12 protein-coding genes are annotated in these 13,923 nt (G+C 70.3%); 7 read left to right on the top strand and 5 right to left on the bottom strand.

Annotation, left to right across the window (positions count from 1 at the left end; translation table 11 throughout):
• Positions 1-10 precede the first annotated feature (10 nt).
• From D7V93_RS03205 to D7V93_RS03185, 5 genes are all read left to right on the top strand, one after another.
• Positions 11-301 (top strand): hypothetical protein, encoded by a 291-nt coding sequence (locus D7V93_RS03205; RefSeq protein WP_120641947.1) that lies wholly within the window; start codon positions 11-13, stop codon positions 299-301.
• Between the two features lie 116 nt (positions 302-417).
• Positions 418-1,908 (top strand): PAS domain-containing protein, encoded by a 1,491-nt coding sequence (locus tag D7V93_RS03200; RefSeq protein WP_158623638.1) that lies wholly within the window; start codon positions 418-420, stop codon positions 1,906-1,908.
• 90 nt (positions 1,909-1,998) lie between these two features.
• Entirely contained in the window at positions 1,999-2,988 is a 990-nt protein-coding gene (locus D7V93_RS03195; protein ID WP_120641945.1) for a chymotrypsin family serine protease, read from the top strand.
• Between the two features lie 5 nt (positions 2,989-2,993).
• Positions 2,994-4,865 carry a hypothetical protein gene (locus D7V93_RS03190; RefSeq protein WP_147451024.1) on the top strand — a complete coding sequence of 624 codons (1,872 nt, stop codon included), beginning with the start codon at positions 2,994-2,996 and terminating at the stop codon, positions 4,863-4,865.
• 81 nt (positions 4,866-4,946) lie between these two features.
• Positions 4,947-5,885, top strand: coding sequence for a pirin family protein (locus D7V93_RS03185; protein ID WP_120641943.1), 939 nt, complete (start codon positions 4,947-4,949; stop codon positions 5,883-5,885).
• Positions 5,886-5,891: 6 nt separating this feature from the next.
• Here the strand turns inward: D7V93_RS03185 and D7V93_RS03180 are convergent, their stop codons facing one another.
• Complete coding sequence (locus tag D7V93_RS03180) at positions 5,892-6,500, bottom strand: DUF2378 family protein (RefSeq protein WP_120641942.1); 609 nt, start codon at positions 6,498-6,500, stop codon at positions 5,892-5,894.
• Positions 6,501-6,575: 75 nt separating this feature from the next.
• Complete coding sequence (locus D7V93_RS03175) at positions 6,576-8,039, bottom strand: sensor histidine kinase (protein ID WP_120641941.1); 1,464 nt, start codon at positions 8,037-8,039, stop codon at positions 6,576-6,578.
• Between the two features lie 172 nt (positions 8,040-8,211).
• Between D7V93_RS03175 and D7V93_RS03170 the strand changes: the two genes are divergently transcribed.
• Together D7V93_RS03170 and D7V93_RS03165 are read left to right on the top strand one after the other, a co-directional pair.
• Positions 8,212-9,177, top strand: coding sequence for a PLP-dependent cysteine synthase family protein (locus D7V93_RS03170; protein ID WP_120641940.1), 966 nt, complete (start codon positions 8,212-8,214; stop codon positions 9,175-9,177).
• Positions 9,178-9,343: 166 nt separating this feature from the next.
• Positions 9,344-9,859 (top strand): hypothetical protein, encoded by a 516-nt coding sequence (locus D7V93_RS03165; protein ID WP_120641939.1) that lies wholly within the window; start codon positions 9,344-9,346, stop codon positions 9,857-9,859.
• Positions 9,860-9,879: 20 nt separating this feature from the next.
• Here D7V93_RS03165 and D7V93_RS03160 read toward each other — a convergent pair whose 3' ends face one another.
• The 3 genes from D7V93_RS03160 to D7V93_RS03150 all read right to left on the bottom strand — a co-directional run bounded on the left by D7V93_RS03160 (position 9,880) and on the right by D7V93_RS03150 (position 13,797).
• Positions 9,880-11,298, bottom strand: a complete 1,419-nt coding sequence (locus tag D7V93_RS03160; RefSeq protein ID WP_244237081.1) for an aspartate ammonia-lyase — start codon at positions 11,296-11,298, stop codon at positions 9,880-9,882.
• A gap of 48 nt (positions 11,299-11,346) precedes the next feature.
• Complete coding sequence (locus tag D7V93_RS03155; RefSeq protein WP_208722902.1) at positions 11,347-12,906, bottom strand: AbgT family transporter; 1,560 nt, start codon at positions 12,904-12,906, stop codon at positions 11,347-11,349.
• Positions 12,907-13,014: 108 nt separating this feature from the next.
• Positions 13,015-13,797 (bottom strand): bestrophin-like domain, encoded by a 783-nt coding sequence (locus D7V93_RS03150; RefSeq protein WP_120641937.1) that lies wholly within the window; start codon positions 13,795-13,797, stop codon positions 13,015-13,017.
• Positions 13,798-13,923: the final 126 nt, after the last annotated feature.

Raw genomic sequence — 13,923 nt, 5'->3', positions numbered from 1 at the left:
GGGCTCCTCCATGAAGCGTCGTCTCCTCGGTCCCACCCTCCTGTTCGCGGTCCTCGCGCTCGCGGGCTGCTCCTCCGGCACGAGCGAATGCGATGACACCTCCGACTGCACCTCCCCGGGAGACGTCTGCGTGCACGAACACGCGCACGACGTCGATGCCGACACCTGCGAATACCCGTGCACCGACTCGAGCCAGTGCCGCCAGGGCGAGAGCTGCACCTGTCCCGACTCCCCCTCGGGCCAGGCCTGCAAGACGGACGACGGCGGCTTCACGAAATACTGCTTCGGGAGGCTGAACTGATACGTCGCGCAGCCAGACAGCGCGGCCCACGCAGCGTCCGAAACCTCATGGCGCCATGGCCCGTGGGTCCAGCAGCCAGGAGGGATGATCCGCGCTTGAATCCGGAGTGCTCCGGTATGTCTCCTCCCGCCCCCTCTTCGTTCGCGTCCGAAGCCCTCAACCCCGATGGCTTCCTCGTGCTGCGTCCAGTGGGCGACGTGCCGGAGTGCCCGGAGGACTTCACCTGCGAGTACGCCAATCCGTCCGCGCAGGTGCTGCTGGGTGACAGCTTGGTGGGCGAGCCGTTCCTGGCCTCGCGCCCGACCTGGAGGGCCCTGCGCGCGACGTGGGGCGCGACGCGCGTCACCGGGCTTCGCTCGGAGCACCTGTTCCGCTGGGACACGGGCTCCGGCGTCCACACGCTGCGCGTCCGGGCCGCCCGCGCCCGCGACGGGGCGCTGTACGTGTGGCTGAGCGACCTGTCGTGGGAGGTGCGCGCGTCGGTGGGGGCGATGCCGGAGCAGGACCTGCTCGTGGCGGCCCTGGAGCACCTGCCGGACGCGTTCGTCGCGCTGGATGCCCGGTTCCAGGTGCGCCGGGTGAACCGCGCCGCGGAGCAGTTGCTGGGGCGGCCCCGCGACCAACTGGAGGGGCAGGTGCTGTGGGACCTGGTGGTGGACGAGCCCGACGTGCCGCTGCGCCAGCCGCTGCAGCGCGCGCTCGTCACCGGCCAGCCGACGGAGTTCGAGACCTCGCCGGGCACCTCCCAGCAGACGCTGCACGTGACGGCGGTCCCTGTTGCCTCCGGGTTGCTGTTGTATCTGAAGAACACCTCACGCCAGCACCGCGGCGAGGAGGCCCTGCGGCGCGCGAGCGCCCTGTTCCAGGCGGTGATGCAGGGCTGTCCCGACGCCCTCTACACGAAGAACCTGGAGGGCCGGTACACGCGCATCAACGCCGCGGGCGCGAAGCTGATGGGCCGCGGCGTCGAGGAGGTGCTGGGCCATACGGACGAGGAGCTCTGGCCCGACGAGGCGCACGCCAGCATGGCCCATGACCGCGAGGTGCTGGCCTTTCGCAGGACGCTCACCTACGAGGAGGCGCAGTCCGGACAGCCGGGGCGGGTGTGGCTGTCCACCAAGGGCGTGCTGCGGGATGAGCAGGACCAGGTGTTCGGCCTGTTCGGCATCAGCCGCGACATCAGCGAGCGCAAGCGGATGGAGGAGGCCCTGCGCCAGAACGAGGCGAGGCTCCAGCAGGCCCTGGCCGCCGCGTCCGTGACGCTGTTCGACCTGCGGATGCCGGAGGGGCTGCTGCGCTGGGAGCACGACGCGGCCAGACTGCTGGGGCAGGAGGCGCTGGCCCCCGAGGAGCCGCTCGCGGCGCTGCTGTCACGCGTGCACCCGGAGGACCGGCTGTCCGTGGCCGAGCGGCTGCACCACGGGACCCGGCTCCCCGGCGAGGTGACGCTCGACTTCCGCGTGCTGGATGCGCGCGGGGGCGTGCGGCGGTTGACGCTGTGGGGCCGGGCCCGCGCGGAGGACGGACGCGTGCAGCGGATCATCGGCCTCCTGGTGGACATGACGCGACGGTCACCCGAGTCACCTCCAGGCATGGTGGCGGCGTAGGCCCAAGCCCGGTGACGGCTCCGTCACACCCACCCCGGGTGCGGGTTTTGTTTTCACCCGCACAGTCAGTTGTGCTGAATTGCGCGGCCCATGGCGGGTCCTCGCCGTCACCACGGCATCCAGCGGCTGCGCTCCCTGGCTCCCTCGCGGTGGAGCGCCGTCATGGCCACGGCCCGCGAGCTGTTTCCGCAAGGCAACCGCTTCGGCGTCGTCGCCTATGGCGTCGGGCGGCGCCGCGTCCAGGGTGAGCCATCCCGCGAGTGGACCCTCAGCGTCTACGTGCGCAGGAAGCACGAGCGCCCCGAGTACCCGGTCCCCCCACTGACCTTCCGCGTCCGGGGCGGGTGGTACTCCATCGTGCCGGACGTCATCGCGACGGGTGCCCTGCCCCGCTCGGGCCAGTCCGCCCTGCCCGAGTTCGAGGGGCTGCGCATCGGGGCCACGGTGAATGCCGTGGCGCCGGGGGGCACCCTCCGCGCGGGAGGGGTCGCAAGCCTCCTCACCTCCGCCGGCTCGCAGGAGCCCCGGTGGCTGCTCACGGCCGGCCACCTGTTCGAGCGCAACGCGTGGACCACGCGCGTGTTCGCCGCCCTGCCGGAGGGCAAGCCACAGGTCGTGGGCCATCCCCGCCTCAACCTCCTGGAGCCGTCCAATGGGTGGCCGGCGCTCGACGCGGCGCTCGTCGAGCTCACGCCCGCGGGACAGGCCCTGGCGAAGAAGACACCTCCCCTGAAGGCGGCGGGCGTGGCGCAGGACGGCTGGACCGGCACCGAGGTGCGCATGCGCCGGCCCACCAGCAACGCCTGGATCTCCACCCGGACCGAGGCCAGCCTGTTCGACGTCCACTTCCCGGAGTCGGCCTTCGGCCCCGTCAGCCTCGCGGGGCTCATCGCGACGACATCCGCCATCACCCTCGACGGCGACTCCGGAGGGGCGCTGCTGACGCCCGGTCCCGCCCCCAAGGTGCTGGGAAGCTGCAGCGGGGCGCTGCAGCCGTCACACAGCTTCTTCCAACCCCTCGCTCCAGTGCTGGAGCGGCTCCAGCAGGAGCTGGGCGTGCAGCTCCATCTCTGGGAATGATCACCATGAACAAGGCCCTGCTCCTCACCCTGCTCCTCACCCTCCCCGCCCTGGCCCGGGCCGCTCAGCCCGGCGGGATCATCGCGAAACCCCAGGGCGTGAAAAGCACGCCTGGCTCCGAGGAGCCCGCGCCCGCCGTCGAGCTTGTCCCGGAGACCCACTCGCTGCTCCTCAGGAAGGGCCAGGCGACCCTCGGCGCGGCCAGCGCGACCCGCCCGGATGACTTCCTGGCGGACCCCACCAACCGCATGCTCCTCCAGCCCCGGCTGGCGGGGATGCAGAGCGGCATGACCGAGATCGTGAACGAGCTCGTGCTCATCCTGGGAGAGATCGTGGTCGACCGCGCCACGAACCGGGCGTTCGACCTCCTCAAGGACAAGCTCGAGGTGGGGCTCGCGTGCAGCAAGACCTCGCCCCAGCCCGCGACCTTGCGCTTCCGCAGCACCTGCGAGGTGGTGGCGCCCCTGCGGCTGCAGGAGCTGGCCGTCACGACCAGCGCGCTCCAGGGCGCGGTCATCCAGGACGCCCTGCGGATGGCGCTCGACAAGACGCTCCTCAAGTCCGGAGGGATGTCCGACAAGAACTACGCCGTCCTCGCCCGGATCGTCCAGGCGGACCTGCTGCCCCACCTCATCCGGCCGCACCGGCCGTGGTCCGACGCGGAGGCGAGCACCCTCGTCCAGGACCTGCTGGCCTTCGCCATCGACAAGGCCTCACAGCAGGACAAGCCTTGTAACCAGACGCCGGAGAGCGTGCAGGCCGCGTCCGCGGCGGTCATGGTGACGGCGGGCGCCGCGCTCGCGTCCTGCCTGAAGACCTCGCTGGAGTGGGGGGTGCCGCCGGCCGACTGCGCGGTGATGCAGCTCTCCGACCAGTTCGCGAGCCAGTGCCCCTACCTCGCCAACAGCACGAAGCGGGAGGCGTACACCCACCACGCGCGCATCATCGCCCAGCACCTGCACGCGGCGGTCACGGCCCGGGTCGAAGGCAAGGTCGACCCCCGGCTCCGCATGGGCCACGCGGTGGACGCGGCCGTGGAGATGGGCTGCCGGTTCGCGAACCTCGACGCCGGGTGTGACAGCGCGCCGGAGGTCGGCGGCGTCGCGCACAAGGACGCGCAGGCCCTTGGCCTCCTCCGGGCCGTGAGCCATGCCGCGCTGGACCGGGACACCAACGCCCTCATCGGGGCCGCGTCGCGGGCCGTCGCGCTGGTGGACGCAGACCTGACTCCGGCCGCGCAGCGGGGCCTGCGCATCGTGGGCAGCGTGCTCCAGTACGCGGAGACCTACTACCAGCCCGCGACCGTCGGACAGGAGGGCAGCTCGCGCGTGGAGGCCGTCACCGCCGCGGACACCGTGGAGACCGCGCACGCCAGCCGGCGCAGGATCCTCGAGTCCCTCACCGAGGAGATGACCGACCGCACGGGCCGCGACAACGACGTCCTCTTCTCCGTGGGAGGCTCGCTGCGAGCGACCGCCGGCGTGCGCTTCGTCTCCGGAGAGGGGCGGGGCGAGGAGTTCGAGGGACCCGTCTCACTGCCGCTGGGCCTGGGGGTCCAGGTGCCGCTCTCCATGAAGGGCGGCCACGGACTCCACTTCGAGGCGGGCGTGGTGGACCTGGGCCGCTACGTCGCCATCCGCGAGCGCACGGTGGACAAGTTCGACGCGGCGGACGCGCTCGCCCCCTCGCTCACCGCGGGCTACTACTGGGGGCAGCAGTACCCGTTCTTCCTCGCGGTCAGCGGCATCTACCAGCCGCTGTTCACCTCGGCGGAGGTGCCAGCGGAGGAGGGACGCCCCGCGCTCCCCGAGTCCGTGGGGGCCTGGAGCCTGACGTTCAACGTGGGCGTGTACGTGCCGCTCTTCGACTTGAACTGAGGCCTGAACGGATCCCCACAAGCCGTTATCGTGGCGGCGACCCGGACGCGGTTCCCCGCGCCCCGAAAGAGGAGCCGCACCATGAGCTGGGAAGAAGACCTGCACGGCCGGGAGGTACCGCCCTCGCTGGAGACGCTCATCGTCCCCCGCGTCCGCGACCTGGGGGACGGCTTCACCGTGCGCCGCGCCCTGCCCTCGGCGCGCCGCCGCATGGTGGGCCCCTTCATCTTCCTGGATCAGATGGGCCCCGCGGACTTCGACCCGGGCCGGGGCCTGGACGTGCGGCCGCACCCGCACATCGGCCTGTCCACCGTCACCTACCTCTTCGAAGGCGAGATCCTCCACCGCGACTCGCTGGGCGTCGTGCAGTCCATCCGCCCCGGCGCCGTGAACTGGATGACCGCCGGCCAGGGCATCGTCCACTCCGAGCGCACCGGCCCCGACACCCGCGCTGCCGGCGGCCGCCTCTTCGGCATCCAGGCCTGGCTCGCCCTCCCCAAGCAGCACGAGGAGACCGCGCCCGCCTTCGTCCACCACCCCACCGACACCCTGCCCGTCGTTGAAGGGGACGGCGTCCGCCTGCACGTCATCGCGGGCGAGATGCACGGCGGCAAGTCCCCCGTGCGCACCCACTCCGCCCTCTTCTACGCGGACGCGCGCCTGGACAAGGGAGCGCGCCTCAAGCTCCCCGCGGAGCACGAGGAGCGCGGCCTCTACCTGGTGGAGGGCAGCGTGGAGGTGGAGGGCACGCGCTTCGAGCCCGGCGAGCTGCTGGTGTTCAAGCCGGGGAGCGAAATCGTGCTCGGCGCCGGGGATGCCCCCGCGCGGATGATGCTGCTGGGCGGCGAGCCCATGGACGGTCAGCGCTACCTGTTCTGGAACTTCGTGTCGTCCTCGCAGGAGCGCCTGGAGGCCGCCAAGAAGGACTGGAAGGAGGGCCGCTTCGGCAAGGTGCCCCAGGAGACGGAGTTCATCCCCCTGCCCCCGGACGACCCTCCGGCGCCCGTGCGCTACCCGTAGCGGCGACTACCCGAAGAGACGGCGGACCGTGGCGCCCGTGCCCGCGGGCCGCTGCGCCTTGCCCTGCACCCACGTCAGCCGGTACGTGGCCGCCGTGCCGTCGAAGGCGATGGGCTTCACCTCCAGCGAGCCCGCGCCCGACGCGCGCAGCGTCTCCGCCAGGAACCCGGCGGCGAAGAAGGGGTTGTCCGCCAGCACGTCCTTCACCCACAGGGTGGCGGCGTTCTTCGACAGCTCCTCCACCCGGACCTCGTTGAAGTTGTTGCCCGCGCGCAGGTTGTACGGCACGCGCTCCAGCGTCTTCTCCGGCCCCAGGTGCGTGACGAGCTGCATGCTCGCCCGCCCCACGGACGTCTGCTGGAAGCCTTGCAGGTAGCGCGCGCCCAGCTCCGTGTAGGCCGCGTCCGCCGGCTGGCCCGGGAACACGTCCCGCGCCGCCACCTCCAGGAAGGCCCGCCACTGCTCCAGCGTGTAGTTGTGGCGCAGGGGTTGGGACAGGTCCAACCCCGCCGCCTTCAGGCGCTGGCGGCCATCCCGCGTCAGGTGCGGCCCCAGGGTACGCACGAAGAGGGCTTCCACGCTCTGGGCGAAGATTCGCTTTTCGGATGGGACCATGCCCCCAGGGTGGGGACGCCCCTGCGCATCCGGAAGGGATGTCGCAACGCATCCGTCCACGAGTGGTCACTTCCCTCAGCCGCGAGGGAGGCGCACCGTGAAGGTCGTGCCCCGGGTCTCGGTGGAGGACACCTGCACGGACCCGCCGTGCGCCCGGACGATCTGTTCGGTGATGTACAGCCCCAGCCCCAGGCCCGCGGACACGCCCCGCTCGCGGTCGCTGCGGCCGGCGCGGCGCCACGCGGCGAAGAGGTGGGGAAGCTGGTCCGGGGGGATGGGCGCGCCCAGGTTGTGCACCCGCAGCACGGCCTCCTGCTCCAGCCCCTCCGCGCTCATGCGCACGGTGGTCTCTGGCGGGCTGAACTTGAGCGCGTTGGACACCAGGTTGCCCACCACCTGCTCCAGCCGGTCCGCGTCCCACGCCCCGCGCCCGTCGCCCCGCACGTCCAGCATCACCTCGCGGTGGGGGTGGCTGGCGCGCGACTCGTCCACCGCGCCGCGCACCACGTCGAACAGGTCGCACCGCGAGCGCACCACCGGCAGCCCCGCGCCCAGCCGCGCGCGGGCGAAGTCCAGGAGCTGGCGGATCATCCGGTCCATGCGCTCCGCGCTGGTGAGGATGCGCTCGGTGAAGACCTTCTGGCGGTCCGTCATCTCCCCCTGGCGCTGCAGCTGCTGCGCGGACATGGACAGGGCGTTGAGGGGGTTGCGCAGGTCATGGCCGAGGATGCCGAGGAACTGCTCGCGGAAGTCCTCCGCGTTGCGCAGCTCCGTGATGTCCCGGCCGGTGGCGATGACCGCCTCCACCGCGCCCGTGGGGCCGGCGGCGGGGGACATCGTGTACTCGAAGTGGCGGAGGCCGTGGTCGGAGGACAGGGTGACCTGGCCGCGCTGCACCTGGCCCGTGCGCCGGGCCGTCTCCAGCGCCTTCGCGTAGGGCTCCAGCTGCGGATCCTGCTGGCGCAGCGCGTCCATGGTCCTGCCCGGGACGTGCACGTGGTGCGAGCCGCGCGACGCGGCCACCGCCTGGTTGGCGAAGATGAGCGTGCCGTCGCCGTCGTAGAGCGCGATGGGGTCCGCCGCCGCGGACATGGCCAGGTCCAGGAGCCGGCGCTGCTGCTGCACCTGGTCGGACAGGACGCGCACCTCGCGCTCGGCGCGGCGCAGGCGCAACAGCGCGTGCACCTGGGCCACCAGCTCCTCCGGGTCCACCGGCGCGACGAGGTACGCGTCCGCGCCGTGCTCCAGCCCCTGCGCCCGGTCCGCGGCGCCCACCGCCTGCGCGGACAGGTGCAGCACCAGGGAGTTGCGCGTGCGCGGAGACGCCTTCAGCCGCCGGCACACCTCCAGGCCGCTCATGTCCGGCAGCCGGACATCCAGGATGACGAGGTCGGTGTGCTCGTCCGCGAGCGCCAGCGTCTCACCGCCCGTCCCCGCCTCCAGGACCTGGAAGCCCGCCAGGGCGAGCACGCGGGAGGTGACGTAGCGGCTGGCCAGGTCGTCGTTGACGTTCAGGATGATGGGCGCTGGAGATGGCATGCGTGCGGAAGCTGGCCTTCCTTCGTAATGGCTGGCCCGCGACCCGCCAAGTGTCCTGCATAGTAGAATGTCGGTTTCAGGAGCAGTGGACGATCATCCGAGGGCTCCTGCACGCCTGCTGGCCAACAGGGGTGGCTCCCGCGCTGGCGCGTTTCGCGGTAGGGATGACCCCATGCGCGCTCCCTGTCGCCCGCTTCCCGCCGATGGTCGCTTCCTCCAGTCCGTGGGCCCCACCCCGCTCGTCCCCGTGCGGCTGGACCCGGAAGGGCCCACCATCTGGTGCAAACTGGAATTCCTCAATCCCAGTGGGTCCACCAAGGATCGCATCGCGCGGTACATGCTGGAGAAGGCGTGGCGTCTGGGGGACCTGTGCCCGGGCGGCGACGTGGTGGAGGCGTCCAGCGGCTCCACGAGCATCGCGATGGCGCTGGCGAGCGCGCAGATGGGGTGCCGCTTCACGGCGGTGATGCCGGAGGGCGTGACGGAGGAGCGGCTCATCGCCATCCGCGCGTACGGCGGTGAGGTGGAGCTGGTGCCGCGCGCGGAGGGCATCCGGGGCGCCATCGCCCGGGCGGCGGCCCTGGCCACGGAGCGCGGCGGCTACGCGCCCCGCCAGTTCGAGAACCCGGACAACGCGGAGGCGCACCGGGTGTGGACGGGGCAGGAGATCCTGTCGCAGGTGCCGGGCGGGCTGGTGCACGGCGTGGTGAGCGGCGTGGGCACGGGCGGCACCATCGTGGGGCTGTACCAGGCGTTCGCGGAAGCCGGCTGTCCGGTGACGGCCTTCATCGCGCGGCCCATCTCCGGGCTGGGCTGCGACATCGAGTGTTGCAGCTTCAGCGCGCGCGTGCCGGGCGTGGTGGACGGGCTGTCGAAGCTGTACCGCGAGGCGGACATGCCGGGGCGCGTGGAGGTGGACGTGTCGGACGACCTGGCCATGCGCACCGCCCGGGCGCTCATCCGCCGCGGCTTCCCGGTGGGCCCGTCCTCCGGGCTCAACTACGCGGCGGCGGTGGAGGCGGCGAAGCGGCTGGGCCCGCAGGCCCAGGTGGTGACGGTGTTCCCCGACCGGATGGAGCGCTACTTCTCCACGGAGCTCATCCTGCCCCGGCCCGCCGCCGCGGCCCCGAAGGCCTGAAGTGGGCGGCGGGCAGCGGCTCGCCTTCTCGACTGTGCGTTCGCGATGACCTGACACCACGACCTTGCCCACGGTCCATCGGGTGTCGAGCTTACCCATACACAGACGCGTGACCTTTCACGCGCCTTTGGAGAGGGGCAAGCCTCCTCGAGAGGAGCCAGTCACCATGGACAAGGCCATTCTCCGGACATTGAACGAGCCCACCCTGATGCTCATCGCGGAGACCAAACCGGCGGCGCTCCGCACGCTCGACGAGGACGCGCTCTGCGACCTGCACACGCGCATCCGCCAGCAGCGCAACAAACACACGAAGCTCTACCGCCGCAAGTCCAGCGCCCAGGTCGCGAAGAGCGGCTCTCGCGGCGTCGCCCGCCCGAAGCACCCGCGCACCGCCGCGAAGGCGGAGCTGTACGAAGACGCCCTGGCGCGCGTCAGCACGGCGCTGGCGAAGGCGGCCCGCGGCAGCGCGGCCCAGCTGCGCTCCGAGCGGCTCCGGGAGGCCCACGCGCCCTCCAACGCCAGCCCACGACGGAGCGGAGGCCGGGTCGCGCACGGAGCCCGCTTCAGCCCCCCGAAGCAGCCGGCCCACCGCAATCCCCGGACGCCCATCACGCGCAAGCGGCATGCGGCCACGCGCGCCGCGGGTGCGCGCCGCCAGGCCCGACGCGACAGCCGCCCATAGTCGGGCGTCCCACTCCAGGGTCAGTGCGCCGGCCCACTTCGGGTCAGGTGCTCGGCGGAGAGCAGCTCGATGACCTGCTCTCGCGTCAGCAGACCGGAGGCGACCACCAGGTCGGCGATGCTCGAGTTCGTGGCCAGGGCCTCCCTGGCCAGCGTCGTGGCCGCGGCATAGCCGATGTGCGGAATGAAGGCGGTGATGACCCCGACGAAGGAGGTCATCTGGTGCGCGAGTCGCTCCCTGTTGGCGGTGATTCCCATCACGCAATTCACGCGCAGGGTCTCGAGGGCCGCGGTCATCCACTTCAGGTTCTCGAACAGCACGTGCGCCATGACCGGCCCGAAGGCATTGAGCTGGAGCTGCCCCGCCTCCGCGGCCATGGTCAGGGTCACATCGCCGCCGGCAACGGCGAACGCCACCTCGTTCACGACCTCCGGAATGACCGGGTTCACCTTGCCGGGCATGATGCTCGAGCCCGCCTGCCTCGGCGGAAGGTTGATTTCGTTGAACCCCGCCTGGGGGCCCGAGCCCAGCAGGCGCAAGTCGTTGCAGATCTTCGACAGCTTCATCGCGCTGCGCTTGAGCGTGCCGGACACCTGCATGAAGACGCCCACGTCGGAGGTCGCTTCAATCAGGTTGGGCGCCGTGACGATGGGCCACCCGGTGATGGCCGCCAGGTGCTTGCGCGCGGCCTCCACGAAGCGAGGATCCGCCGCGATGCCCGTTCCAATCGCTGTCGCCCCCAGGTTGACCTCTCGCAAACACCGGATGGCGCCCTTCAGGCTCGCGTGGTCCCTTGCCAGGGTCACGGCGAAGCCTTCGAACTCCTGTCCGAGCGTCATCGGCACGGCATCCTGCAGCTGCGTGCGCCCGACCTTCACGATGCCAGCGAACTCCCGCCCCTTGTCGCGAAACGCCCGCTCCAACAGCTCGAGCTCCGCGAGCAGCCGCTCGATGGACAAGATCAGCCCGACCTTGAACGCCGTGGGATACGTGTCGTTCGTGCTCTGGCTCCGGTTCACATGGTCGTTCGGATCCAGATATTCGTAGCGGCCCTTGGGGTGACCCGCCAGCTCCAACCCGCGATTGGCGATCACCTCGTTGAAGTTCATGTTCGTGGAGGTGCCCGCCCCTCCCTGCATGATGTCCACGATGAACTGGTCGTGGAGCTTGCCGCCCTTGATGTCCTCACAGGCGCGGTCGATGAGCTCCGCCCGGGTCGCATCCAGCGCCCCGATCTCCGCATTGGCGCGCGCAGCCGCCTGCTTCACGCAGGCGTAGCCGAAGAGGAGGTCCGGATACACCGAGATGGGGCGCCCGCTGATGGCGAAGTTGTCGAGCGCGCGGCTGACGTTGATTCCCCAGTAGGCGTCCGCCGGAATCTGTTGCGTTCCAAGCCCGTCGGTTTCGGTGCGGGTGGCCGCGCCAGCGGGCGCCCGCATGTGGATGCTCCTCTGGAAGGCCTGGTCCGCGCGTGGGTCGGCCATGGCTCAGAACCCCCAGGGCAGTCCCAGCACCTGCCAGGCCGCCAGGAGCAGGGGCCATAGGATGAAGAGCGCCACGACGTAGGGCAGCATCAAGGCCACCACGGTGCCCACGCCCGCGCCCTTCTGGTACTTCTGCGCGAAGGTCACGATCAGCGCGAAGTACGCGTTCAAGGGCGAGACGGAGTTCATCGGAGAGTCGCCCACGCGGTAGGCGGCCAGCACCGCGGCGGGATCGACATTGAGCCGCATCAACAGCGGGACGAAGACCGGGGCGAAGATGGCCCACTTCGGGATCGCGCCCGTCATGATGAGGTCCAGCATGGCGACGACCACGACGAACCCGAGCAGCAACGGAAGCGCCCCCAGGCCTGCCTTCTCCAGCGCATCTCCCACCTTCACGGCCGCGAGCGTCGCCATGTTGCTGTAGGTGAAGAAGGCAATGAACTGGCTGATGATGAACAGCAGGAAGATGAGGCCCGCCAGACCGGCGACTGCCTTTTCCATCGCGCTGATGACATCGACCGTGCTCTTGATGGTTTTGGCACCGATGCCATAGGCCACCCCCGCCACCAGGAAGAGCAACGTGACGGCGACGATGAGGCCGCTCATGAACGGAGAGTCTCCGACAAGGGCTCCCGTCTCCGGATTGCGCAGCGGCGCGCCCGAGGGCACCGTCAGGAGGACGAAGACCGCCAGCAGGCCGAGCACCGCCCAGGTCGTGAACTTCAGTCCGCGCGACTCCGCGGCGGAGGGGCTCCCCCCCGCCTCCGCGGGCACCTCTCCGGTGTACTTCCCCAGGCGCGGCTCGACCAGCTTCTCGGTGATGAGCGTCACCACGACGGTCAGCAGCAGGACCGAGGCGACGGAGAACCAGAAGTTCGCCGTCAGGTCGATGGAGATCGCCGGATTGAGGATGTGGATGGCGTCGTTGGTGATGCCGGTCAGGATTCCATCCAGCGGCTTGATGAGGATGTTCACGCTGAAGACAGAGGCCACGCCAGCGAAGGAGGCGGCCAGCCCCGCGATGGGATGTCTGCCAATGCTCAAGAAGGCCGTCGCCGCCAGGGGAATCAAGACCAGGTAGCCGGCATCGGCGGCGACGCTCGACAGGATGCCGACGAACACGAGGATGTACGTGAGGGCCTTGCGCGGGGCGACCATCACCAGCTTGCGGATCAACGCGGAGACCAGGCCCGACGATTCGGCGACACCGACGCCCAGCATGGCCACGATGATGACGCCCACGGCGGTGAAGCTCATGAAGTTGTCGATGACGCCGGCGAACATGAAGCGGAGTCCATCGCCCGTCAGCAGGCTGCGCGCGGCGGTGGTCGTCTCCTCCAGCTTGTGCGTCTCCGGGTTGATGGCCTGATAGGTGACCGAGGCGCCCATCAGGTAGAAGACGTGGGAGAGCGCGATCACGATGAGGATGAGCGCGACGAAGATGACCGCCGGGTGGGGCACCTTGTTGCCCACGCGCTCGATGGTGTCGAGCACCCGCGCCATGCCCTTCTTCTCTGTCTTCTTCGGCGGGACCCACCGCCTGTCCATGGTATCGGTCATCTGGATTCCCCCCGCCGCGAAGAGCGTCTACGAGTCCTCAACACTCCGCATGCCAGGGACTGCTGGCAATACGGTTCGGGGTGCTGGGGGTGTATGGCTTACGAACAGTCAGTGCATGGTTTCGCGCAGCTCAAGAAGGAGCGAGTCGGCCTCTTCCGTGCCGACGATGCCGGTGCGGGGGTACTCCATGTCCACGACGACGTGGATGGCCGCGGAGACCACCGCGGCGAAGATCAACCGGTAGGGCCAGTTGCGGCCCTCTCCCCGCGCCGTCGTCAACCCCACGAGCAGGGCCCCGACCACGGCGAGCCCGAGCATGAAGAAAAACGTGGGGGAGGTGATGTGCGTTCGCACAGCGAGCGTTCGCTTCGCCGCGACCTCCGCCATCAGGCGCACGGGAGGAAGCAGCAGGACCTCCTTGTCTGGAGCGGCCCGCGTGATGGTCACCATCCGCGCCCAGAGTTGCTTGTGGAGGCCGGCGGCCCTGGCGCGGCGCGCTTCGAACTCCTCCACCCAGGGGAGCGCCTCATGGGCATGGATGCGCTCGTCCAGGTACCGCCGGAGCAGGTCGCGCAGCGGCGGCTGGTCCGCCTCCGGCACCACGTCCACGAGCAACCACACCCCACTGATGGCGTTGGCCTCGTCGACCACCAGGTTCCGCTGCAACTCCAGGCGCTTTCCTGCCTCGGAGTATGAGAAGGCCAGGATGAGTCCCATCAAGGAGAAGACGACGCTGGAGACCGCGGTGACCGAGCGGAGCTGCGTGGAGGGAGAGGCGAGTCTCCGTCTGCGCGCGATGCGGTAGGCCAGCTCGATGGCCAGCAACAGGAGCACGAAGAGCACCAGCTCCAGGGCCAGCACCAGGAACGTGGTGACCGCCCAATCCTTCATCGAGGCCCCGTGTCGGGCTTCGAGATGAACAGGCTCAAGCCCATCCGCTGGGCCAGGAACTTCGCGACGAGCTGTCCCTTGATGCTGTTGCCAGCGGAGTCGAGCAGCGGGGCGAAGGTGCCCAAC

The organism is Corallococcus llansteffanensis, from assembly GCF_003612055.1.
In the GTDB taxonomy this organism is placed as follows: domain Bacteria; phylum Myxococcota; class Myxococcia; order Myxococcales; family Myxococcaceae; genus Corallococcus; species Corallococcus llansteffanensis.
The sequence above is the reverse complement of the archived record's forward strand: the minus strand, read 5'-3'. Positions and strand labels throughout refer to the sequence as shown.

Coding starts and splice junctions, on each gene's coding strand:
- D7V93_RS03205 (WP_120641947.1), top strand. CDS start 11: ATGAAGCGTCGTCTCCTCGGTCCCACCCTCCTGTTCGCGGTCCTCGCG.
- D7V93_RS03150 (WP_120641937.1), bottom strand. CDS start 13,797: ATGAAGGATTGGGCGGTCACCACGTTCCTGGTGCTGGCCCTGGAGCTG.
- D7V93_RS03185 (WP_120641943.1), top strand. CDS start 4,947: ATGAGCTGGGAAGAAGACCTGCACGGCCGGGAGGTACCGCCCTCGCTG.
- D7V93_RS03170 (WP_120641940.1), top strand. CDS start 8,212: ATGCGCGCTCCCTGTCGCCCGCTTCCCGCCGATGGTCGCTTCCTCCAG.
- D7V93_RS03165 (WP_120641939.1), top strand. CDS start 9,344: ATGGACAAGGCCATTCTCCGGACATTGAACGAGCCCACCCTGATGCTC.
- D7V93_RS03200 (WP_158623638.1), top strand. CDS start 418: ATGTCTCCTCCCGCCCCCTCTTCGTTCGCGTCCGAAGCCCTCAACCCC.
- D7V93_RS03160 (WP_244237081.1), bottom strand. CDS start 11,298: ATGCGGGCGCCCGCTGGCGCGGCCACCCGCACCGAAACCGACGGGCTT.
- D7V93_RS03190 (WP_147451024.1), top strand. CDS start 2,994: ATGAACAAGGCCCTGCTCCTCACCCTGCTCCTCACCCTCCCCGCCCTG.
- D7V93_RS03155 (WP_208722902.1), bottom strand. CDS start 12,906: ATGACCGATACCATGGACAGGCGGTGGGTCCCGCCGAAGAAGACAGAG.
- D7V93_RS03195 (WP_120641945.1), top strand. CDS start 1,999: ATGGCGGGTCCTCGCCGTCACCACGGCATCCAGCGGCTGCGCTCCCTG.
- D7V93_RS03180 (WP_120641942.1), bottom strand. CDS start 6,500: ATGGTCCCATCCGAAAAGCGAATCTTCGCCCAGAGCGTGGAAGCCCTC.
- D7V93_RS03175 (WP_120641941.1), bottom strand. CDS start 8,039: ATGCCATCTCCAGCGCCCATCATCCTGAACGTCAACGACGACCTGGCC.